Raw genomic sequence first — 18,562 nt, 5'->3', positions numbered from 1 at the left:
GATCCCCACACCGCTGCATCGCTTTATCACCCATGGCTGACCCTGACAGGATCGAAATTCTTTCGGAGCGCGAGCTTGGTTTCACCCTGACGCGCTTGGCGTCTCAGGTGCTGGAGAGTGCCGAAGACAGCCGCAGGCTCATGTTGCTGGGCATCCCAACACGAGGTGTTCAGCTGTCCAGGGTCCTGGCGGGTGAGTTGGAAAGGCTGACGGGTCACGCTATCTCCCAGGGTTCGATCGATCCCACATTCCATCGCGACGATCTGGAGCGCATCGGGACCCGTTTGCCCCAGCTGACATCGCTGCCCAACAGCATTGAGGATCGTCTGGTGATCCTTGTGGACGACGTGATCTTCACTGGTCGGACGGTGCGTGCTGCGCTGGAAGCACTTCAGAGTTGGGGACGTCCGCAACGGGTGATGCTGCTCGCCATGGTTGATCGAGGCCATCGCGAACTACCTATTCAGCCTGATTTCTGTGGGCGCGTCGTTCCAACTCGACGCAGCGAAAGCATCGAACTGCGTTTGCAGGATGTGGATGGCGAGGAGGGGGTGTTCCTCAGCCGCGTCAGCCCGCTGACTTGAGTTCGTCGGCCCGGAAGTGGGCTTTGTAGCGGCCGAAGGCAACGATCACAGGCAGCGTCGGGCTGATCACCCGTCCCTTCCAGTCGTTGAGGACGTTCACCACATCACCGCTCTGCCCTTTCATGTCAAAGGCCTGCCCCCGGTGTTCGGGATGGTTGAACACCACGACGGATGCCTCAACCGTCACCCTGTCGCCCGCCTGCATCGCACCTGAATCATCCACCGAGCCATTTTGTCACGGGCTCGGAGATGCGCGTCGACAGAAACTTTCTGGCCCGTCTTCTTCGACGCGACCGCCGAGATGGTTGCATCCTGAGGAAAAGGCCGTCCAAGGGTCCAGGCCTTGGCGCAATTGATCCTGGACGGCAGCATCTAGCGCCTCACCACTGATTACATCGGCATGCACCGCTGGATGCTGTTGGTGCGCCTGGGCATCGTCGAGAGCCTGAATCGCACTCTCCACCCGTTCTCGAGTGGCACGGGCCTGCTGCTGCCACCAGGGATGGTCGAGTTTGTTGAGGCTGTCCAGGGCCTCCCACCAGCGTTCCTGCTCCACCAGTTGCACCAGCCGACGCTGTTCCAGTTGATTGCGGTTCCAGATCTCCATCAGCGTTGCACTGAGTTGGCTGATCGAACTGCGGGAGTGGCCTTTCAGCGGTTCCAGCAGGTCGAGCGCTTTCTGAAGTTCCCCCTGACGAAACAGGGCGACAGCCTGATCCTTGAGGTCCTGTCGCCAGCGTTCAAGGGTCTCGCGATCGACGTCAAGGTCGCCGTGGCCCGATGCGACCAGTTGTTGCTGCAGTGCTAAGGCGGCGATGGGGTCACCTTGTTCCCAAAGCTGTTCGGCATGCTTCCGGCGGCAGAGTGCCTGTTCTTTGGGTGCCCCATCGCCCAACCAGCGCAGGGCTGCCAGTTGCTCACTGGTGCGAATGCAGGCCTCGAAGTTGTTGGCGTTGAGCGCACTCTGGAGCCGTTCAGGCAGTTGTTTTTCCCACCAGTAGGCGCCTGCTGCGATCGACAGAACCAGCCCCAGGGTTCCGAGACCCCAGAGCCGCAGCAGCAGATGGCGCGGTGCCGCCAAGAACGAATGAACAAAAGCTGAATCTGTTTTATGGATTGACAGCTGCTGTTCCAAGGGCCTGTGGACGGACGTGTTATCGGACAGCCCCCAGCATTGGGTGGCCCCACGCTTCTCCAGAGCGCAGATCCATGATTTCCAGCTGAAGCTGCGCTTCAGAATCAATGCTCCAGCGCAGCCTCAAGCAGTCTTCGCCCTTTTCGCCTTCCGGTTCCAGGGGCAGCACCAGAGCGTCGCCTGGCCAGGGCTGATGGGAGATCTCGCCTGCGGGCTGCTCTTGGAGGGTCGGCAATCCATCGATAAAGACCACGCTGTGGCTTCCCTGCGGGATTGGTTCCCCCAGCACAACCTCCAGGCTGTCTTGCCCTGTCTGGCTTGCGGCCAGCACAAGTTCCAGGGGAGCCGGACTCGGCCAAGGCTGTCCGGCCATGAACAGGGGATGCCAGCGGTGGCTGTTGCTGCGCTGATCCCAGAAGCGCAGGGAAACGCCGTGTTGAAGCACATCTCGAATGGCAACCCCTGGTGTGAGTCGCAGGGCGCCGAGGGCCACGGCTTCCACTGGTGGCGGGGTGAGCAAGCGTGCTGGTGCTGTGTTCTCGGTGAGCCACTGGCGCAGGAAAGGCAGCCGGGCACCTCCTCCGACGGCTACGACGCCTTCCAAATCTTCCAGGCTGCAATTGTTGCGGCGACCACCGGCCAGACAGGTCTCCAGAAGTTGTTCGAGGGCGTCCCCGAATCCCCGCTCCAGCAGCAGGGTGTTGAGCTCGCTGCGTGACAGGCGGAGAACATGCTCCTGGTCATCCACCGCTAACTCCATCAGCTGCTCGCGTTCGGCCAGCGTGGTGTCGCTCAAACGGCATTTCAGGCGTTCGGCGGCGTTGAGCAGGGTGGAATTGGCGGGTTGACCCGGGCAACAGCGATCCACAATCCAGCGATCGATGTCGCGGCCGCCGAGACGCAGCCCTGCCTTGCCCAGAACCTTGGCTGTGCGCAGCATCTGGCGGCTGTTGTCCCCCAGGCTGCGTCCCCCCAGCCGCAGCAGTTGTGCGATCGGTGCTGCACGACCTTCGCCTCCTTCCAGCGCCACCAAAGCCAGATCGAGGGTGCTCCCCCCCAAGTCCACCACCAGCAGCGTGGATCCGGCCGGGAGCCCTGCACCCATGGCTGCTGCGGTGGGTTCATCCACCAGGGCAATTTCGGCCACCGGCAGCGCGGTGCAGGCCTGCAGCAACCAGCTGCGATAAGCCCTGTAGCACTCCACCGGGGCGGTGAGCACCAGCCGCTCAATTGCGAGGTCAGGAGGGAGCCGGCTCCAGATCTGCTGAAGCAGCTGTTCGCCTGCCCAGCGGGCTGCCTCCTGATCTGGGGCGTCGGCTTGACCGATGCGGCCCTTGAAGTCCCGATGCAGACGGATATCACTGGAGTCATTGAGCCCTGAATCGAGCACCTGCCGACCAATCAGGGGCCGTTGCGTCGCGTTCCAAACCAGGCTCGGGATTTCACCGGCCCGAATGCAAATGGCTGGCAGGTTCAGCAGATCGGCTGTGGCTGATGTCGAACCCTGATACGCCACCACCGTGGTGGTGCTGCCCAGATCGATGGCGAGTGTTCCGCCCCGCTGTGCTGAATGCTGAAGCTTTTCTTCGCCCACGCGATCTGTGACCGTGCTCGGGGCACGGTGAAGTCAGGATGAGACTAAGGGGACTGGAGGCGATGGATCGATTGCAGCAGCTGATCTTCTCCTTCTACCGGGAAGATCCTGAACTGCAGGACAGGCTGGAGCCGCTGCGGAGCTGTCGCATGCGTCGCAGCTGGGGCAGCATCCGCATCGAGTGCGTTGACGATGCTCACCTCGAGGAGCTGAGTGGTTTGGTGGTCTATTTGCGGTTGCCTCTGGCCGCTCTGGGTTTGGGGCGCCAGATCGTTTTGCGTGTGCCCGGATCTCGTCAGCGTGCTTATCCCATGCACGTGCCCTTTCACACCGATCAGCTGGCTTGAGACGGTCACCAATTAGTGTGTGATTGTTTGCCTTAAAAGCCTGTGCTTTCGGCCGGAGTTGACTCCAAAGATCTCGCCAAGCGAGGCGAAAGCTTGATCCGTCAATCAAGCAACCGTTATCTGACGACCGTACGGATTGCTTTCCGGGCCAAACAGCGGCGATTCGACGACTTCGATGGCCTGCTGGAGGAGTCCAGTGTCAAGCCGGTTCAGCGAGCCATTGTGGAATTGAGTGACGAGCAGGACCAGCCCGACCTGCTGCCTGGTTGATCGGCTGGGTGTGATTCAGCAGGAGGGAGCCGGTTGGCGTGTGTCTCGGGATCCCTCCCGCGGTCACTACTGCGTTCTTGTTGGAGGAGAACGCTGGGCTTTTGAGTTGACCGAATCGGAGTGGCGAGATCTGGTGGATCTTGTGATGACCCTGGAGCAGCAGCACCGGGGCCTGGTTGACCAGCTGATGCCTGAGGAAGCGATTGAGCTGGAGCTTGATCGCGGCGTCTGGTGGGGATGCTTGAGCGGTGATCGCAATCAATGGGACTTGCGCATCCTGCTCACCCCGTTGGAGGGCCGTGCTGCCGAAGGGGAATGGACGGCCCCCGCGGCCGCGGCGGCGGTGGCTGCGATGAGAACTCTGTGGGACTCGCAGCATTGATTAGTGTGGCTAATCATTTTCGAGCCATTGATTTCCCCCGCCTTTTCTCGCGAGCTCTGCACAGTTTTTCCACAGGCGATGAGCTGTAAGCGCCGTTATGGAGGACCGCTGTGGAAATCCTCCGGTTTTTGTTGTTTTCGCTTGACGTTGGCGACGGGGTGTTTAGGTCTGGCCTCTCTGGCGCACTGGTCAGTGCGGGAGTGGCTTCCAGCCAGGAATCTCATGTGGAGATGCATGAGAATGGCTCCATGTTGGCTGCCCTTGACGGTGGAGCTGTGGTGTGGAGAACTAGTGTTCGTTTCGAAAAACAAAATGATGCCGGAAGGCCTTGAGCAAGCTTCCACGGCTGAGAGCAGTGTTGTGAGTTTCCAATCGGAAGTGCCGCAACCCCTTCAGCAGGCCATGACCCAATTCATCGAGGGTCATCCGAATTGGGATCAATACCGTTTGGTTCAGGCGGCGCTGGCCGGTTTCCTGGTTCAGAACGGCACGCCTTCGCGGGAGATCACCCGGGTTTACGTCGGAAACATGTTCCGTCGGGAGTCGTTGCTGAATGGGGTTTGAGGTCGGCAGCAGGCCATCAGCACCAGGGCGCTGAAGGGGAGGCTGAGCAGCAGCCCCAGGGTCGCTCCGATCAGCCCCAGCAGATTGATCCCCAGCAGCATCCCAAGCAGCGCTAGCACCTTGAGGCCATTGCGGTGCACCAGCTGGCGGCTGTGGTCCATCGCTTGTAGAGCTCGGCAGCGCTCGTGCACCAGCAGTGGGAAGGCCAAGGTTTGGCTAAACAGCCAACTCATCAGAACCAGCCCCCCCAGTACCACGCTGAGTCCGGCCAGGGCGGTGCTCCAGCGTCCGAGCATCCAGCTCAGCGACTGAATCAGTCCGAGCCCCCCCAGCACGAGAAGCATCTCAAACAGCACCAGGGTGAAAGCTTGATGCAGAAGCTGCCGCCAGGTCTGGTCGGGCCGGTCGTCGCGTCGATCAGGGAGCAGGCCATCCGTCAGCCGCAGCAGGGCCAAGAGGGGCAACAGGGGAAGCACCAGGCTGGTCAGCACCGATAAATCCCCCAGTCGGCTTAGCCACGGGGAGCCTGCTAGACGCAGGTCGTGGCCGACCACCGCAGGGCCACTGGCGCTGATCAGGACCAGTGCAGCCAGGCCCACGCAACGCCAAGGCCCGCGGCTGAAGCCGATCCAAGCCCGGGGCAGCAGGGTGACCAGTGGGATCTCAGTGGAGCTGGCCAAGCCGCGAGAGGAGGTCGTGGGCAGTGTCAGCTGGAACAGGAAGGATCGAAAGCCTGTTCCCGCGTTTGATCACGGGCAACTGCTGTTCGTTGTAGATCTCCCGCAGCTGGTCGAGACTGAGTAGCGCATCAAACTCGCCGAGAAATCGCAGGCGCGCACAGTCCCAGCGGGGCTTCTCGGTGGTTGATTTGGGGTCGTAGTACTTGGCCGCCGGATCAAACTGGGTGGGGTCCACCAAGCCGGTTTCCATGACCTCCATCAGCCCGATGATCCCGGGGGGTTTGCAATTCGAGTGGTAGAAGAACGCCTGGTCGCCCACCTCCATACTGCGCATGAAATTGCGGGCCTGGTAATTCCTAATGCCGTCCCAAAGCGTGGTGCCTTCACGACGAAGATCTTCGATCCCGTAAGCATCGGGTTCGCTTTTCATCAACCAAAAGGCCACGTCAACAGGCTTGTTTGAGGTCATCATCGGACCGCCTGGCCCGGATGCATCCCATTGCGTTCGATTTGTCTCAGGCGGCGTCTAAGAAGGGGTGAATCAGAGAGCGGAAGTGCTCGCCTCGTGCTTCGAAATCCCGGTATTGATCAAAACTGGCGCAGGCCGGTGACAGCAGGAGCGCCGAAGCATGCTTCCGCTGCACGGCCGCCGCTGCCAAGTTCACAGCATTTTTGAGATCGGGGCACTGAAGCAGTTCGCCTGGATAACCCGCGGCTTTGGCCAGGCTGGCCAGTTCGTCAGCCCCCTCTCCGAACAGGATCAGGCTGCAGGCCCTGGTGTTGAGTTCCTGCAGCCATCCTTTGGCATCGCCCCGTTTGGTCTGTCCTCCGGCAAGCACCACTACAGGTCCCTGCATGGCTCGTAATCCCACCTCAGCCGCGTCGTAGTTGGTGGCCTTGCTGTCGTTGAACACGGTGGCTCCTGACAGGGTTCCGAGTTGCTCGAGGCGATGCGGGACGCCCGGAAACGTGCTGAGGGCGTCTGCGATCTGCTGTGGGGGGAGGCCGACTGCTAATGCAGCAGCTGTGACCAGCAGAAGGTTCTGACGGTTGTGGCTGCCTGGCATCGCCAGGACATCAGCAGAAAACAGCGTGGTGACGCTGTTTCGCACCAAGCCCTCGGCATCAATCCAGAGATCAGCTGGCTGGCCATCCGGACTAGCCCCTTCACTACTGACCCAGGTGCCGCGCTGCCAACTGCTTCGCTGTTGGCGTAGGTCCGGATCATCGGCATTGAAAAGGGCGCAGTCCGAGCGTTCGAGTAGCCCACGCTTGATGGCCCTGTAGGCCTCAAGGCTGCCGTGGCGCTCGAGATGGTCTGGGGTCAGCGTTGTCCAGATGCCGATCTTGGGGGCAATGCCGGGTGCTGCTTCAATCTGGTAGCTGCTCAGCTCCATCACGAGCCAATCCGGCCGTGGCGAGGCCCCTGCCGTGATCTGACAAGCCAGTTCAGCCGCTGAGAGCCCCATATTTCCGCCCATGGGAGCCTTCAGACCGGAGCGCTCCAACACATGACTGAGCAGGTGCGTGACCGTGGTCTTGCCGTTGGTTCCGGTGATGCCGATCCAGGGGATCTGGCGGAGGGCATCCCAGGCCAGGTCCATCTCGCCACGCACCTGGATGCCCTCGGATCGCAATTGGATCAGAGTTGGATGATCCCAGGGAATGCCTGGTCCGATCACCACTGCTTCTAGCCCTTCGCGCCAGGGTTGGAAGCTCTCTGGGGTGAGGGGCTGCCCTAAGACCACCTGAATGCCCTCTTGATCCAGCTCAGCCGCGATGTGCTGGAGGGCATCGTTGTCGCCGCGTTCAAAAACAACGACATCGCAACTCTGCTGTTTGAGCAGACGCGCAGCACCCAAACCTGAGCGACCCAAGCCAACGACAATCGTGCGTGTCATCGCAAGGTCTGAAGTTCGAAAACGCAGTCCCTATCAGGGAAGTGGGCGATACTGGATTTGAACCAGTGACTCCTACAATGTCAATGTAGTGCTCTACCCCTGAGCTAATCGCCCGCCAATAGATCGAATTGGAATCTTGTGATTCCTCCGATCGAGGCTGAACAGTAGCAGCCGGAGGGGGGGCTCAATTCAACTGCGGCGCAGTTCAACCCGCCAACGCTCACGTTTTGTGAGTGTTAGTGAGAGCACCTCAACAGAGCCGCGGTCCTGCAGTTGCAGTCGGTCCCCAACCACCAGTTCACGGCTCGCTTGCCGCACGTTCCCCCAGTTGAGGCGCAGACGTCCAGCTTTGACGTGGGTCACGATCTTGGCCCGGGACAGGCCAAATCCTGCTGACGCAATCGCATCTAGGCGACAGGATGCCTCCACGGTTTGCAGGGTGCGGACGCTGCGTTGCACGGGAGGCTGTAGCTGTTCCAGGGGACGCGATTCACAGCGGATCTCCACGTCGCGGACGGCACCCACGCGTCCATGAAGGGCTTCCGCTGCGCTAGGGGTGCAGATCCCTTGCCCGCCGCGATCGCCCCGCACCCAGAGATCACCAAGGCTTGTCTCGTCCATGCCCATCGCCTGCAACGCCTCGCGCAGGTCGTCGGGGGAGAGGGGGTCGAAGAGGAAGTTGCCTTCGATCAGCAGACCTTGAACGGGTGCTGCCGAATCGGGGGTGTCATCGCGCCGGTGGCAGAGCAGCAGTTGGCGCTCGGCCCCCGGATAGCCACCGTCACTCATCCAGGTCAATTCACTCAGGCTGCCCAGCCGAGCAAGGGTTTCCTCCCGGAGTGGTGCACTGAGGAAGGGGCTCCAGGCCGGTTGCCAGGTGCGCAGAACCTGCTCCGCCAGATCGATCAGCACCGTCAGTCCTTTGGGGTCCTGGGCTCCCGCTAGCAGATCCTCTCGGGGCAACATCACAGGTCGTCGAGGCGTACCACCTGTTGCGGGCGCGATCGTTGAATCACCTGCCAGGGCGCCTCGATGCCATTGGGGGTTTCCAGGAGCACCAGCCAGCATCCTTCGTCGCGGCGGTTGCGAAGAATTCGCACCCCAGCATCGTTGTCCGAATCGACGCTGGCGGCCGCGGCGTAGCTCCCCATCAGGCCGGAGCCCATGCCGAGCAGGCCGCTGATCAGGGTTTCAGCCCAGGGGCCAAAGCTGGCGAAGGTGGAGAGGTTGGTGATTTTGGTAAAAGTGACCCCAGCAAGAAAGCCGAAGGGCATCAGCCAGCGGGCCATGCCGCGCTGCCGCTGTTGACGGGTCAGGTTGGGGTTCAGCAGAGCAACTTTGTCGATGGCATCCCCATCAGGCGGGATCGTCAAACACTTCAGCAGCGGCAGATCGGTGTCGCGGAGCCGCTGGGTCAGACCTTCTGCCGATGGGGCATCGGCCATCACCATCACACAGACGGGCATGGGGCATTCAGATCCAATGCGCTGAATTCTGAACCCTGTGCTTCGAACCGGAGGGGGTGGTGGATGTTGATCTCTACAGTTTGGCGCGGCAGTTCTGCGCCTTTCGATGACGAAAGTTCTTGTCTCTGATCCGATCGACCAGGCCGGGATCGACATCCTTGGCCATGTGGCGCAGGTGGATCAGCGCACCGGTCTCTCCGAGGACGAGCTGATCGGCATCATCGGTGAGTACGACGGTTTGATGATCCGTTCCGGCACCCAGGTGACTGCAGCGGTGATCGCCGCTGCGAGTCGACTCAAAATCATTGGCCGCGCGGGCGTCGGTGTCGACAACGTGGATGTTCCTGCTGCAACCCAGCGGGGTGTGTTGGTGGTGAACTCCCCGGAGGGCAACACCATCGCTGCAGCGGAGCATGCTCTGGCCATGATGCTGACGCTCTCGCGTCATATCCCCCAAGCCCATTCCGGCATGCGGGCCGGCAAATGGGACCGCAAGAAGTACGTCGGCAACGAGCTTTACAAGAAAACGCTCGGCGTCGTCGGTCTTGGCAAGATCGGCTCCCACGTCGCCCGGGTCGCCCAGGCCATGGGGATGGAGGTGATTGCCTACGACCCGTTTATCGCGGCTGACCGTGCCCAGCAGATGCAGGTCAAGCTCTCTGAGCTCGATGAGCTGTTCCGCACAGCCGACTACGTCACCCTGCACATCCCCCGCACCAAGGACACCGAAAACCTGGTGAATGCGGAGCTGCTGCGCACGATGAAACCCACGGCACGCATCGTTAATTGTGCTCGCGGTGGTGTTGTGGATGAGGCAGCGATCGCCGAAGCCATCAACAACGGTGTGATCGCCGGGGCTGGCCTGGATGTGTATGCCAGTGAGCCTCTCGCGGAAGACTCCCCTCTGCGGGCGGTGGAGCGGGGGCTCGTGCTGACCCCCCACCTCGGCGCTTCGACGGAGGAGGCCCAGGAGAATGTGGCGATTGACGTGGCGGAGCAGATCCGTGATGTGCTGCTGGGTCTGCCGGCTCGTAGTGCCGTCAACATCCCTGGCCTCAGCGCTGAGATCATGGAGCGCCTCAAGCCCCACCTGCAGCTCGCGGAGACCGTTGGTCTGCTCGTCAGTCAGCTGGCCGGTGGCCATGTGAAGGAGATGGAACTGCGGCTTCAGGGTGAATTCGCCAGCCATCCGTCTCAGCCTCTGGTGATCGCGGCTCTGAAGGGACTGCTCAGTGCGGGGCTGGGCGACAGCATCAACTTCGTGAATGCCTCCCTGGAGGCCAAAGCTCGCGGTATTCAGGTGCTGGAGGTGAAGGATGAGAGCAGCCGCGACTTCGCCGGTGGCTCGCTACAGATCACCACGCGCGGGGATCAGGGCAGCCGCAGTGTCACTGGAGCCGTCTTTGCCGATGGCGATCTACGCATCACCAGCATTGATGCCTTCCCGGTCAATGTGACGCCGAGCAGCCACATGCTGTTCACCCGACACCGGGACATGCCCGGAATCATTGGTCATCTGGGGTCCCTGCTGGGTGAACACAACGTCAACATCGCCTCGATGCAGGTGGGTCGCAAGATCGTGCGAGGGGACGCGGTGATGGTGCTCAGCATCGATGATCCGATCCCTGCCGACCTGCTGCAGACGATCACGGCGATCGAGGGCATCCAGGAAGCTCACCCGGTCACGCTCTGATGTGGTGGCGTCTGACACTGCCATGCCCTCCAGATCTGGAGGAATCGCTGGTGTGGAAGCTGACGGATCTCGGGCTGCATCGCCATGCGGTGCAGCATGCGCCGGAAACGCCTGACCGCAAGACGCTGCTGGTCTGGTTGCCCCAGCCAGAGTGGCCGGAGCCCCAGCGGCGTGAGCTGATCGCCAGCCTGCAGCCGCTGGCAGAGCCCTTTGGTCTCAGCCTGCCCGAAGGACGCTGGGACGATGTGGCCGACGAGGATTGGAGCCTCAGCTGGAAACAGCACTGGCAGGCGGATCCTGTCGGCATGGGGATGCTGATCCTGCCGGCCTGGCTGGAGATTCCGCCGGAGCATGCGGACCGCCTGGTGATCCGCATGGATCCGGGCAGTGCCTTTGGCACTGGAAGCCACCCCACCACTCGGCTCTGCCTGGAAGCGTTGGAGCAGTCGCCTCCCGTGGGGGGTCTGGTGGCCGACCTGGGTTGCGGCAGTGGTGTGTTGGGGCTTGCTGCACTGGGATTGGGAGCGCAGGCAGTGGTGGCCGCCGACACCGATTCCCTGGCTGTGCGTGCCACAGCCGCCAACCGTGGCCTGAACGACCGATCGGAGGCTGAGCTTGAGGTGGCCCGCGGTTCCGTGGAGCGACTGACGGAGCTGCTTGCGCCCCGCCGCGCTGATCTGCTGCTCTGCAACATCCTGGCCCCGGTGATCGAAGCCCTGTCGCCTGGCTTCGAGGGGCTGCTTCAGCCGGATGGTCGTGCTCTGCTCAGCGGGCTCCTGGTGGATCAAGCGCCACGCCTGAAGGACGTTCTTGGGGGGTTGGGCTGGGTGGTCACCACGGAAGCTGAACAAGGCCGCTGGGGGCTCCTGGAAATCCGTCGCCAGCAGCCGTAGCCCCATAAGCCACGCTTATCGGAGTGGGGTCTCCGATTGGACCTCCTCCCTAGTCAGCCAGGAATCGTTTGGTTAGGCACCTAATTGAAGTAAAAAAGTGCTGTCCTGCAGGACCGGATTTTCCGGAGCCCTGTACGCATTCACTAAGTCATGGCTTCCTACAAGGTCACCCTGGTCTCCGAGAGCGAAGGTCTGAACAAGACCATCGAAGTGCCCGACGACCAGTACATCCTCGACGCTGCTGAAGAGCAGGGCATCGACCTCCCCTACTCCTGCCGTGCGGGCGCTTGCTCCACTTGCGCCGGCAAGATCACCGCTGGCACCGTCGACCAGTCCGACCAGAGCTTCCTGGACGATGACCAGATCGAAGCTGGTTTCGTGCTGACCTGCGTCGCCTACCCCACCTCCGACTGCACCATCAAGACCCACGCCGAAGAAGAGCTCTATTGAGCTTTCGTCCTTCAACAGGACGTGTCTTCAACCACCCCTTCGGGGGTGGTTTTTTTTGGTCTGGTCGCCTTCCATGCAAGTCCCTTGCCTTCACCTGCCGTGAGCCGCCCTGAAGTTGACGATCTTCTGGAGCCCGGCAGTGTCCACACCAGCCCTGGCGGTCAGTACAGCTTCCGTGTGATTGGGCCCTGTTGCCGTTTGTTTGATCGTGAAGAGCTGCCCTGGCCCTGCTGTCGCCTCGCCTGGCGCAGCAAGGAGCCGAGTTGGCGGCGGATCGGACGACGGTTTGTGCCAGACCTGGCTGCCCGGCGTTGCCCGTCCTATGCGGTGGAACTTCTACAGCCAGGGGGGCGGCCTACGCCCACGGTGCTGACCCTGTTCTCTGTGCGCTTCACCCGAGATCTGCAGGAGTGGTGGTACAGCCGCCACCCCAAATCCATGGCTCCGGACTGTCTGAGTCCCCAACAAAAAACCCCGACGACCTGAGGGCGCCGGGGATGAGCAAAATTTCGATCGGGATTGATCAGAAGTAGATCTTGCCACCGCCCCAGGCAGTTCCCTGAACTTTGGGTGACACAAGGATGTAACCGGCCATCAGGCGCAGATCCTCATCATCAAGGTCACGCATAGCGGGGTAGAGCTCGGCGTCGCGCATGCTGGGGTGCACGTCGGCAATGCTGTATTCGCCGTCGTAAGAGGTCGGGTCCTTCATGTAGTCGACCAGGGCCTCGACGTTGTCGCGGGCCGGGGTGGCCAGGGCAAGAGTTTCCGGATCTAAGCCAACGTTGTGGTTGGTCTTGGTGATGCCGCCAGCGTGGCAGGTTCCGCAGCTGGTGTTGAACACCTTGCGGCCAGCATCGATTTCCCGATCGCTGAAGGTCACCTCTGACCCGGAAGGGTTAGCTGGAACCGTCAGGGTCTCAGCGTCCCACTGGGCCGCCTGAGCCGGCGAGATGACGGCAAGGCCGAACAGCACCGGGATAAGGACCAGAAGGCCCTTCAGGGACCGTCGCAAGGAAGAGAACACAGAGGCCATGAAGGTTGGGGGGGCGTGACGCATTCACCGCACCCAGCTCTTGTATCACGGGGAAGTGACCCTCTGAGGCCGGATCACAAACTGTTGCAGCGTGGTTTGACGTCAATGCTGAGAAAGTCCTTGGCCAGCAGCGTGTTGGGAAAGATCGCCTTGGCCTCGTCCAGCAGGTTTTGGGGGGTCACAGGATTGCCTGGTGCATAGCGCGGGCTGAGGTGGGTCAGCACCAGTTGCCCTACCCCTGCTTCAGCGGCAGTTTGGGCCGCCATCGTGCTGGTGGAATGCTGTTTCTGGAAGGCCATCTCTGCCTCTCCATGGGCAAAGGTGGATTCATGGATCAACAGGTCCGCGCCTTGGGCAAGCTCCACGGCGGCATCGCAGAACACGGTGTCGGTGCAATAAACAACGCTTACTCCCGGTCGTTCCTCACCGCAAAGGCTGGTGCCGTCGATGGTGCGACCGTCTTCCAACTTCACCGTTTCGCCCCGCTTCAGCCTGGCGTAGACGGGGCCGGGCGGGATGTTGAGCTCCCGTGCTTTCTGAATATCGAACCGACCGGCCAGGGGCTTCTGTTCAATGCGATAGGCGTAGGCCGGCACGCGGTGGGTGAGTGGGGTGCAGCGCACGGTGAAGTCGTCGTCCTCGAACAGCAGCGAGCCCTGCTCTGCCGCTGACCTCACCCGATGCACCTCCAGGGGATAGCCGATGCGGGTGGAGCTGGTTCTCAGTACACCGTTGAGGTAACTCTCGAGCGGGTCCGGTCCGTAGAGATCCACTCCCGCTGGGCTGCTGCCGGCAAGCCCGAGGCTCGCCAGGAGCCCCGGCAGGCCGAAAATATGGTCGCCGTGCATGTGGGTGATGAATACCCTGCGCAGCTGCGACAGGCGCAAATCACTGCGTAAAAACTGATGCTGCGTTCCCTCCCCACAGTCGAAAAGCCACATCTCTGAGCGCTGCGGCAAGCGCAGGGCCACTGCTGAGACGTTGCGGGCCCGGGTGGGCACCCCAGAACTCGTACCGAGAAAAGTGACCTGCAAGGCCGGTGCGCCTCAGGACTCATGCTGCCATCTGGCTGAACTGAGGATCAGGCGGCACACTGGGACGCCTTTTGATCCCCAGCGTGCGCCGCGCCTCCGTTGTCGTCGGGCTGGTGCTCGTCGCTGTGATCGCTCCAACTCCCGCGGCGCTGGCCCGTGGCCGGGAGCCACAGATGCGCGTACTGCTCCTGGAGAACACCCAGCTCAGCCTGCGCTCCGATGGTGCGCAGCCGTTGCGGGTGCAGGGCCTCCCTGGCGGCGAGCGACGGCCACAGCGGCTGCAACTCAGCCTGCAGGGCACGCGCCTGAGTGCCAATGTTGATGGTCGTTCGATGGCACTGCGGCCCAGCACCCTGCTGGCGGTGCAGAACGACGACCCACGGGGCATCTGGCTGGGATCCCGTCGCTACCGCGGTGTGCTGCGCATCAGCGGACGGGGCGGGCGCTTACGGGTGGTCAACAGCCTGGGCATCGAGACCTATCTCGCCAGCGTTGTGGGTAGCGAAATGCCTCATCGCTGGCCCTTGGCTGCGCTGCAGGCCCAGGCGGTGGCGGCCCGGACCTATGCGCTGAAACAACGAAGCCGTGGTGGGGCCTGGGATGTGAAGGCGACGGTCGCGAGTCAGGTGTACCGCGGTGTGGAGTCCGAAACTCCGAGCACCCTGCAGGCGGTGGCCAGTACCCGTGCGCTGGTGCTTGTTCATGGGGGGCGCTTGATCGATGCCGTGTTCCACAGCAGCTCCGGAGGGGTGACCGAGGCGAGCGGGATGGTCTGGCGCCGACAGCACCCATATCTGGTCAGCGTTCCAGACCACGACCAGCACAGTCCGGTGCATCGCTGGGAGCAATGGTTTGATCCGTCCGGTTTGCGCCAGCGGTTGCCGGAGACCGGTGGGCTCCAGGCCGTTGAAGTGCTCAGCCGGTCCGGCAGTGGTCGTGTGCGCCAGGCCCGGTTACGTGGTCCACGCGGATCGTTGGTGCTCAGCGGGGGTGAGCTGCGCAAACGGTTGGGTCTCAAAAGCACCCTGGTGAGCTTCGAGATGGTGACGGGGGGGCAGCGCCCACCTGCGGCTTTCCCGGTGCGGAGTGGGACCACACAGGCCAGTAGTGGATCCCGCATCGATCGGATCACAGCGGCGGTGGCCCGGCAGGGGCCAGGACGCCCACCACTGTTGGTGGCACCTCCGCCGGTGCTGGTCAGCAAAGCCTCAGTTGGTCGTTGGTCCGGTAGCGGCCTACAGCTGCTGGTGAAGGGCCAGGGCTATGGCCATGGTGTTGGCATGAGCCAGTGGGGGGCCCATGGTCTGGCGGAGCAGGGGGCCGACTTCCGCGCGATCCTCCAGCACTATTACCGCGGTGCTGAGGTCGTTCCCTACCGACCGCACTTCGACCCATCGCTGGCGCTGAAGCCCCCGACGAAGCCACTCTGGAGGGAAGCTCAGGTTTCGCCTTTTGGCCCGGTTTCCCTGTCATTTGCAGCGCCACTCCAATGACATGGATCTCTGCGCTGGGCTGGCGGCGCATCTGGAGCGCCATCTGCGCAGCGGCTCCGGCCAGGGGCCTCGCTCCCTGAAGCCGTTGGGCCTGGCTACGGGCCGCACGATGGAGCCGCTCTACAGGACCCTGGTGGAACGGCTGTTGTCGTGGTCTGCCGATGAGCTGGAGGCGCTACGCGCCAGTTGGTGCAGTTTCAACTTGGACGAGTATCTCGGGCTTTCTGCAGAGGATCCCCGGGGTTATCGGGCTTACATGACCCAGCACCTTGCTGCGCCACTGGGGTTGCCGCAGTCAGCGGTGCACCTGCCCGACAGCACCGCCACTGACGGACAGGCGGCTGCGCGCCGCTACGGCGAGCAGCTGACACGTTGCGGGGGCATCGGGCTGCAGCTGCTGGGGCTGGGCAGCAATGGACATGTCGGCTTCAACGAGCCGCCCTGCCCCCCCGACCAGCACTGTCATGAAGTGGTTCTGACGCCTGCAACCCGGCATCAGAACGCTGCCCTCTTTGATGGGCGCGTGGAGGCTGTGCCCCAGCGGGCCATCACCCTTGGCCTACGCGAGATTCTCGAGGCTGCCGAGATTCATCTGGTGGTGACTGGCGCCGCTAAGTCAGGCATTCTCAAGCGCTTGCTCGCCCTGAAGGAGCCGGACCCTTCGCTACCTGCCAGTTGGCTGCTGACCCACCCCAATGTTTGGCTGTGGTGCGATGCAGCGGCTCTAGCTTGAACAGCCGATGGCAGAGGCCATGAGCATCGACCCCTTGGAACGGCGTCTCGAGCAGAGTTTTGAGGTGGAACGCTGGACGCGATTCATCCAGGACTGTCAGGACCTCGAGCAATTGCGCGAAACGGCCCTGGCGCTGGTTCAGCAGCTGGCCCAGCAGAAGGCGGCTAGTGCCTGGATGGCCACCCGGGCGTCTGAATCGGAAAATGCCAAGTTGGAGATGCTGGCGCGGATGATTCGTCAGCAACCCGATGCCAAAGAGGAGGAGGCGACAGGCGCCCCCTGAGGGGAACCCCGCCGCCAGCAGTCTTCCGGTGCTCAGTGTTCGCGCTGCCAGCGGGTCAGCAGAGCTGGCGAGAACTTGTGGCCGTGTTTGGCACCAACCTTGACCACGCAGGAGTTGTCCTTGCCGCAGCGCTGCACCTCGTCGCGCAGGGAGTCGTTGCTCTGAACCCGCGACATGAACGTCTCCAGCTGTTTCATGGACATGGCGATCCTCCAGTAGGGATTCCTTCGGCCTAGCTCTGGGGTTGTAGGGGGCTCAGGAGCGCAAGCTTTGGTGCGGATTTGCTGACGACAAACTTCAAGAAGGGGTCAGTCGATCTCCAGGCCTTCGGCGAGATCGAGGTTGGCGCTGACGCTGCGAACATCGTCGAGCCCGTCGAGGGAATCCAGCAGCTTCAGGCAGCTGCGGGCAATGTCTGGATCATTCACCGGGACGCTGGTCTGGGCGGACCAGTGGTGCCCCCACTCCCGCACATCCCAGTCATCCCGGCGCAAGCCGTCCTGAAGGTTCTCCAAGGCCTCGAACGGGCCGTGCACCACAACGGCCGCCTCTTCCAGCTCATAGCCATCGGCCTCCAGCTCCAAGAGGCTTTCCAGCAGCCGTTCTTCGTCCTCGGGGCCCGCGTTGAGGATTACTTCGCTGCGGTGTTCAAACAGATAGGCCACGCAGCCGTGTTCACCGAGGTTGCCCCCGTTCTTGCTGAAGGCCAGGCGTAGATCCGCCGCAGTGCGGTTGCGGTTGTCGGTGAGCGCCTCCACCAGCACCGCCATGCCGCCGGGGCCATAGCCCTCGTAGCGCACTTCCTCCAGCTGAACCCCATCGCCCGCTTGGCCGGAGCCCTTGGCGATGGCGCGCTCGATGTTGGAGGCGGGAACTCCCGCTGCGCGGGCTTTGCTGATGGCCGTCCGCAACTGGAAATTCCCGGCGGGATCGGCTCCGGCGCGGGCCGCCACCATGATTTCCCGGCCCAGACGGGTGAACACCGCCCCCCGTTTGGCGTCAACGACAGCCTTGGTGCGTTTGATTTGTGACCATTTGCTGTGGCCAGCCATCGCGTCAGGGCAGGGCGGAATGCGGTCGGAGAGTACTGACCGACCGGGTGTGTTCAGCCTGCTGCATCGAACACCACTTTGGGTCGCAACAGAGCCTCGTTCTCGCGGTGGCCGATGCCAGCCATGCTCCCATCCGCGTTGCACACCACCACAGCGTCCCCAGCACCGGGCTCCATCGTGATGCGACGGCCGCAACGCCAGTCGATCTGTTCCGCTTCGGTGAGATTCCGCCGGGGCAGGGCTGCTAGGGCCAGCAGCGGAGATAGGGGATCGGGTGGCGGAGCGTCACGCTCCGGTAGGGGATGGGCCTGGTGAGCATGGAATCCCAGGGCCTGGGTGCGGCGCAGCGAGGCCAGACAGCCTCCACACCCGATGCTTGCCCCCAGATCCCGAGCGATCGAGCGGATGTAGGTGCCGGCGGAGCAGTGAACGTCGATGCTGAGCCTCCCCTGGGCCTCATCCCAATCCAAAAGCTGCAGCCGCTGCACCGTGACGGCTCGCGGCGGGAGATCCATTGCTTCGCCACGCCGGGCCCTGGCATGGGCCCGTTCGCCATCCACATGGACGGCTGAGACCTGCGGCGGTCGCTGTTCAATCGCGCCTCGGAACGGCTCCAGGGCGGCATCCAGCTCCGCCTCGCTTAGCGAGGGCCAGGCCTGTTGGTCCAGCAGCTCTCCCTCCAGGTCGTCGCTGCTGGTGCGCTTCCCCAGTTGGATGACGCCGGTGTACGTCTTTTCTCCGGGGAGGTAAGGAAGCAGTCGGGTTGCCGGGCCCAGAGCGATGGGGAGAACTCCAGTGACTGCAGGATCGAGGGTGCCGCCATGGCCCACGCGCTTGAGGCCGTAGCTGCGGCGCAGACGGCTGACGCAGGCATGGGAGGTGAGGCCTGCGGGCTTGTCGATCACCACGAAGCCGAAGGGGCCGTTCACCGGGGCTGGAGCGGGGTGCTCCGACTGTTGCATTCCGCCGTCT

General features: G+C 62.7%; 25 protein-coding genes and 1 tRNA gene. 12 read left to right on the top strand and 14 right to left on the bottom strand.

The window, feature by feature from the left end; translation table 11 throughout:
- The first annotated feature begins 32 nt into the window (after nt 1-32).
- Nucleotides 33-584, top strand: a complete 552-nt coding sequence (pyrR, locus tag FZX13_RS09510; protein WP_226397984.1) for a bifunctional pyr operon transcriptional regulator/uracil phosphoribosyltransferase PyrR — start codon at nt 33-35, stop codon at nt 582-584.
- Here pyrR and FZX13_RS09505 read toward each other — a convergent pair.
- The 3 genes from FZX13_RS09505 to FZX13_RS09495 all read right to left on the bottom strand — a co-directional run bounded on the left by FZX13_RS09505 (nt 568) and on the right by FZX13_RS09495 (nt 3,313).
- Nucleotides 568-789, bottom strand: coding sequence for a ferredoxin-thioredoxin reductase variable chain (locus FZX13_RS09505; protein WP_115022378.1), 222 nt, complete (start codon nt 787-789; stop codon nt 568-570). The genes pyrR and FZX13_RS09505 overlap by 17 nt on opposite strands.
- 30 nt (nt 790-819) lie before the next feature.
- The gene (locus FZX13_RS09500) at nt 820-1,665 is read right to left on the bottom strand and encodes a hypothetical protein (RefSeq protein WP_226409385.1); all 846 of its coding nucleotides are present in this window, start codon (nt 1,663-1,665) and stop codon (nt 820-822) included.
- A 73-nt stretch (nt 1,666-1,738) separates the two neighbouring features.
- On the bottom strand, nt 1,739-3,313 hold the full coding sequence (locus tag FZX13_RS09495; RefSeq protein WP_226409383.1) for an Hsp70 family protein: 1,575 nt from the start codon (nt 3,311-3,313) through the stop codon (nt 1,739-1,741).
- 62 nt (nt 3,314-3,375) lie between these two features.
- On the opposite strand from FZX13_RS09495, the gene FZX13_RS09490 reads away from it, so the two are divergent.
- The 4 genes from FZX13_RS09490 (at nt 3,376) to FZX13_RS09475 (ending at nt 4,876) form a co-directional block, all read left to right on the top strand.
- Nucleotides 3,376-3,660: a hypothetical protein gene (locus tag FZX13_RS09490; protein ID WP_115022373.1), complete on the top strand. Its 285-nt coding sequence runs from the start codon at nt 3,376-3,378 to the stop codon at nt 3,658-3,660.
- 42 nt (nt 3,661-3,702) lie between these two features.
- The gene (locus tag FZX13_RS09485; RefSeq protein ID WP_025362489.1) at nt 3,703-3,930 is read left to right on the top strand and encodes a DNA-directed RNA polymerase subunit omega; all 228 of its coding nucleotides are present in this window, start codon (nt 3,703-3,705) and stop codon (nt 3,928-3,930) included.
- A gap of 10 nt (nt 3,931-3,940) precedes the next feature.
- The gene (locus FZX13_RS09480) at nt 3,941-4,312 is read left to right on the top strand and encodes a DUF1818 family protein (protein ID WP_226397987.1); all 372 of its coding nucleotides are present in this window, start codon (nt 3,941-3,943) and stop codon (nt 4,310-4,312) included.
- A 315-nt stretch (nt 4,313-4,627) separates the two neighbouring features.
- The gene (locus FZX13_RS09475) at nt 4,628-4,876 is read left to right on the top strand and encodes a DUF2811 domain-containing protein (RefSeq protein ID WP_115093179.1); all 249 of its coding nucleotides are present in this window, start codon (nt 4,628-4,630) and stop codon (nt 4,874-4,876) included.
- Here the strand turns inward: FZX13_RS09475 and FZX13_RS09470 are convergent.
- From FZX13_RS09470 to FZX13_RS09445, 6 genes are all read right to left on the bottom strand, one after another.
- Nucleotides 4,828-5,556 (bottom strand): hypothetical protein, encoded by a 729-nt coding sequence (locus FZX13_RS09470; protein WP_226409381.1) that lies wholly within the window; start codon nt 5,554-5,556, stop codon nt 4,828-4,830. The two genes, FZX13_RS09475 and FZX13_RS09470, sit on opposite strands and share 49 nt — an antisense overlap.
- Nucleotides 5,540-5,986, bottom strand: coding sequence for an EVE domain-containing protein (locus FZX13_RS09465; RefSeq protein ID WP_226409379.1), 447 nt, complete (start codon nt 5,984-5,986; stop codon nt 5,540-5,542). Before FZX13_RS09465 ends, FZX13_RS09470 begins: the two co-directional genes overlap by 17 nt.
- Nucleotides 5,987-6,071: 85 nt before the next feature.
- Nucleotides 6,072-7,457, bottom strand: a complete 1,386-nt coding sequence (gene murD, locus FZX13_RS09460; RefSeq protein ID WP_226409377.1) for a UDP-N-acetylmuramoyl-L-alanine--D-glutamate ligase — start codon at nt 7,455-7,457, stop codon at nt 6,072-6,074.
- A gap of 42 nt (nt 7,458-7,499) precedes the next feature.
- Nucleotides 7,500-7,571 (bottom strand) — tRNA-Val (locus tag FZX13_RS09455).
- Between the two features lie 75 nt (nt 7,572-7,646).
- A complete protein-coding gene (locus FZX13_RS09450; protein WP_226409444.1) occupies nt 7,647-8,423 on the bottom strand; it encodes a photosystem II S4 domain protein in 777 nt (258 codons plus the stop codon).
- Nucleotides 8,423-8,923, bottom strand: a complete 501-nt coding sequence (locus FZX13_RS09445; protein ID WP_115022365.1) for a hypothetical protein — start codon at nt 8,921-8,923, stop codon at nt 8,423-8,425. Before FZX13_RS09445 ends, FZX13_RS09450 begins: the two co-directional genes overlap by 1 nt.
- 106 nt (nt 8,924-9,029) lie before the next feature.
- Between FZX13_RS09445 and serA the strand changes: the two genes are divergently transcribed.
- From serA to FZX13_RS09425, 4 genes are all read left to right on the top strand, one after another.
- Nucleotides 9,030-10,616 (top strand): phosphoglycerate dehydrogenase, encoded by a 1,587-nt coding sequence (gene serA / locus FZX13_RS09440; RefSeq protein ID WP_115022364.1) that lies wholly within the window; start codon nt 9,030-9,032, stop codon nt 10,614-10,616.
- Entirely contained in the window at nt 10,616-11,509 is an 894-nt protein-coding gene (prmA, locus tag FZX13_RS09435; RefSeq protein ID WP_226409375.1) for a 50S ribosomal protein L11 methyltransferase, read from the top strand. Before serA ends, prmA begins: the two co-directional genes overlap by 1 nt.
- Before the next feature lie 150 nt (nt 11,510-11,659).
- On the top strand, nt 11,660-11,959 hold the full coding sequence (locus FZX13_RS09430) for a ferredoxin (RefSeq protein ID WP_006043345.1): 300 nt from the start codon (nt 11,660-11,662) through the stop codon (nt 11,957-11,959).
- 99 nt (nt 11,960-12,058) lie between these two features.
- The gene (locus FZX13_RS09425; protein WP_226409443.1) at nt 12,059-12,445 is read left to right on the top strand and encodes a hypothetical protein; all 387 of its coding nucleotides are present in this window, start codon (nt 12,059-12,061) and stop codon (nt 12,443-12,445) included.
- 37 nt (nt 12,446-12,482) lie between these two features.
- Here FZX13_RS09425 and psbV read toward each other — a convergent pair whose 3' ends face one another.
- Both psbV and rnz read right to left on the bottom strand, forming a co-directional pair.
- Nucleotides 12,483-12,995: a photosystem II cytochrome c-550 gene (gene psbV, locus FZX13_RS09420; RefSeq protein ID WP_115022620.1), complete on the bottom strand. Its 513-nt coding sequence runs from the start codon at nt 12,993-12,995 to the stop codon at nt 12,483-12,485.
- 74 nt (nt 12,996-13,069) lie between these two features.
- On the bottom strand, nt 13,070-14,029 hold the full coding sequence (gene rnz, locus FZX13_RS09415; RefSeq protein ID WP_226397994.1) for a ribonuclease Z: 960 nt from the start codon (nt 14,027-14,029) through the stop codon (nt 13,070-13,072).
- A 59-nt stretch (nt 14,030-14,088) separates the two neighbouring features.
- Between rnz and FZX13_RS09410 the strand changes: the two genes are divergently transcribed.
- Genes FZX13_RS09410 through FZX13_RS09400 form a run of 3 tightly spaced genes read left to right on the top strand, consistent with a single transcriptional unit; the run spans nt 14,089 to nt 16,538 of the window.
- Complete coding sequence (locus tag FZX13_RS09410) at nt 14,089-15,522, top strand: SpoIID/LytB domain-containing protein (protein ID WP_370630808.1); 1,434 nt, start codon at nt 14,089-14,091, stop codon at nt 15,520-15,522.
- 1 nt (nt 15,523) lies between these two features.
- The gene (locus FZX13_RS09405; RefSeq protein WP_226409371.1) at nt 15,524-16,255 is read left to right on the top strand and encodes a glucosamine-6-phosphate deaminase; all 732 of its coding nucleotides are present in this window, start codon (nt 15,524-15,526) and stop codon (nt 16,253-16,255) included.
- Between the two features lie 19 nt (nt 16,256-16,274).
- On the top strand, nt 16,275-16,538 hold the full coding sequence (locus FZX13_RS09400) for a hypothetical protein (RefSeq protein WP_115022618.1): 264 nt from the start codon (nt 16,275-16,277) through the stop codon (nt 16,536-16,538).
- 32 nt (nt 16,539-16,570) lie between these two features.
- On the opposite strand, the gene FZX13_RS09395 is transcribed toward FZX13_RS09400, so the two are convergent.
- The 3 genes from FZX13_RS09395 to truB form a co-directional block, all read right to left on the bottom strand.
- Nucleotides 16,571-16,741, bottom strand: coding sequence for a Nif11 family protein (locus FZX13_RS09395; RefSeq protein WP_115022356.1), 171 nt, complete (start codon nt 16,739-16,741; stop codon nt 16,571-16,573).
- A gap of 105 nt (nt 16,742-16,846) precedes the next feature.
- Nucleotides 16,847-17,590: a YebC/PmpR family DNA-binding transcriptional regulator gene (locus FZX13_RS09390; protein WP_115022355.1), complete on the bottom strand. Its 744-nt coding sequence runs from the start codon at nt 17,588-17,590 to the stop codon at nt 16,847-16,849.
- A 53-nt stretch (nt 17,591-17,643) separates the two neighbouring features.
- Nucleotides 17,644-18,552 (bottom strand): tRNA pseudouridine(55) synthase TruB, encoded by a 909-nt coding sequence (truB, locus tag FZX13_RS09385; RefSeq protein WP_226409442.1) that lies wholly within the window; start codon nt 18,550-18,552, stop codon nt 17,644-17,646.
- Nucleotides 18,553-18,562 lie beyond the last annotated feature (10 nt).

It is taken from the genome of Synechococcus sp. MU1625 (genome assembly GCF_020514205.1).
Classification (GTDB): domain Bacteria; phylum Cyanobacteriota; class Cyanobacteriia; order PCC-6307; family Cyanobiaceae; genus Parasynechococcus.
This window is presented reverse-complemented; position numbering and strand designations above follow the sequence as displayed.

Bases quoted from the DNA above. Each gene is read 5' to 3' on its own strand.
- pyrR (WP_226397984.1), top strand. From the start codon at position 33: ATGGCTGACCCTGACAGGATCGAAATTCTTTCGGAGCGCGAGCTTGGT.
- FZX13_RS09505 (WP_115022378.1), bottom strand. From the start codon at position 789: ATGCAGGCGGGCGACAGGGTGACGGTTGAGGCATCCGTCGTGGTGTTC.
- FZX13_RS09490 (WP_115022373.1), top strand. From the start codon at position 3,376: ATGGATCGATTGCAGCAGCTGATCTTCTCCTTCTACCGGGAAGATCCT.
- FZX13_RS09475 (WP_115093179.1), top strand. From the start codon at position 4,628: ATGCCGGAAGGCCTTGAGCAAGCTTCCACGGCTGAGAGCAGTGTTGTG.
- FZX13_RS09465 (WP_226409379.1), bottom strand. From the start codon at position 5,986: ATGAAAAGCGAACCCGATGCTTACGGGATCGAAGATCTTCGTCGTGAA.
- murD (WP_226409377.1), bottom strand. From the start codon at position 7,457: ATGACACGCACGATTGTCGTTGGCTTGGGTCGCTCAGGTTTGGGTGCT.
- FZX13_RS09450 (WP_226409444.1), bottom strand. From the start codon at position 8,423: ATGTTGCCCCGAGAGGATCTGCTAGCGGGAGCCCAGGACCCCAAAGGA.
- FZX13_RS09445 (WP_115022365.1), bottom strand. From the start codon at position 8,923: ATGCCCGTCTGTGTGATGGTGATGGCCGATGCCCCATCGGCAGAAGGT.
- serA (WP_115022364.1), top strand. From the start codon at position 9,030: ATGACGAAAGTTCTTGTCTCTGATCCGATCGACCAGGCCGGGATCGAC.
- prmA (WP_226409375.1), top strand. From the start codon at position 10,616: ATGTGGTGGCGTCTGACACTGCCATGCCCTCCAGATCTGGAGGAATCG.
- FZX13_RS09430 (WP_006043345.1), top strand. From the start codon at position 11,660: ATGGCTTCCTACAAGGTCACCCTGGTCTCCGAGAGCGAAGGTCTGAAC.
- psbV (WP_115022620.1), bottom strand. From the start codon at position 12,995: ATGGCCTCTGTGTTCTCTTCCTTGCGACGGTCCCTGAAGGGCCTTCTG.
- FZX13_RS09405 (WP_226409371.1), top strand. From the start codon at position 15,524: ATGGATCTCTGCGCTGGGCTGGCGGCGCATCTGGAGCGCCATCTGCGC.
- FZX13_RS09400 (WP_115022618.1), top strand. From the start codon at position 16,275: ATGAGCATCGACCCCTTGGAACGGCGTCTCGAGCAGAGTTTTGAGGTG.
- FZX13_RS09395 (WP_115022356.1), bottom strand. From the start codon at position 16,741: ATGTCCATGAAACAGCTGGAGACGTTCATGTCGCGGGTTCAGAGCAAC.
- FZX13_RS09390 (WP_115022355.1), bottom strand. From the start codon at position 17,590: ATGGCTGGCCACAGCAAATGGTCACAAATCAAACGCACCAAGGCTGTC.
- truB (WP_226409442.1), bottom strand. From the start codon at position 18,552: ATGCAACAGTCGGAGCACCCCGCTCCAGCCCCGGTGAACGGCCCCTTC.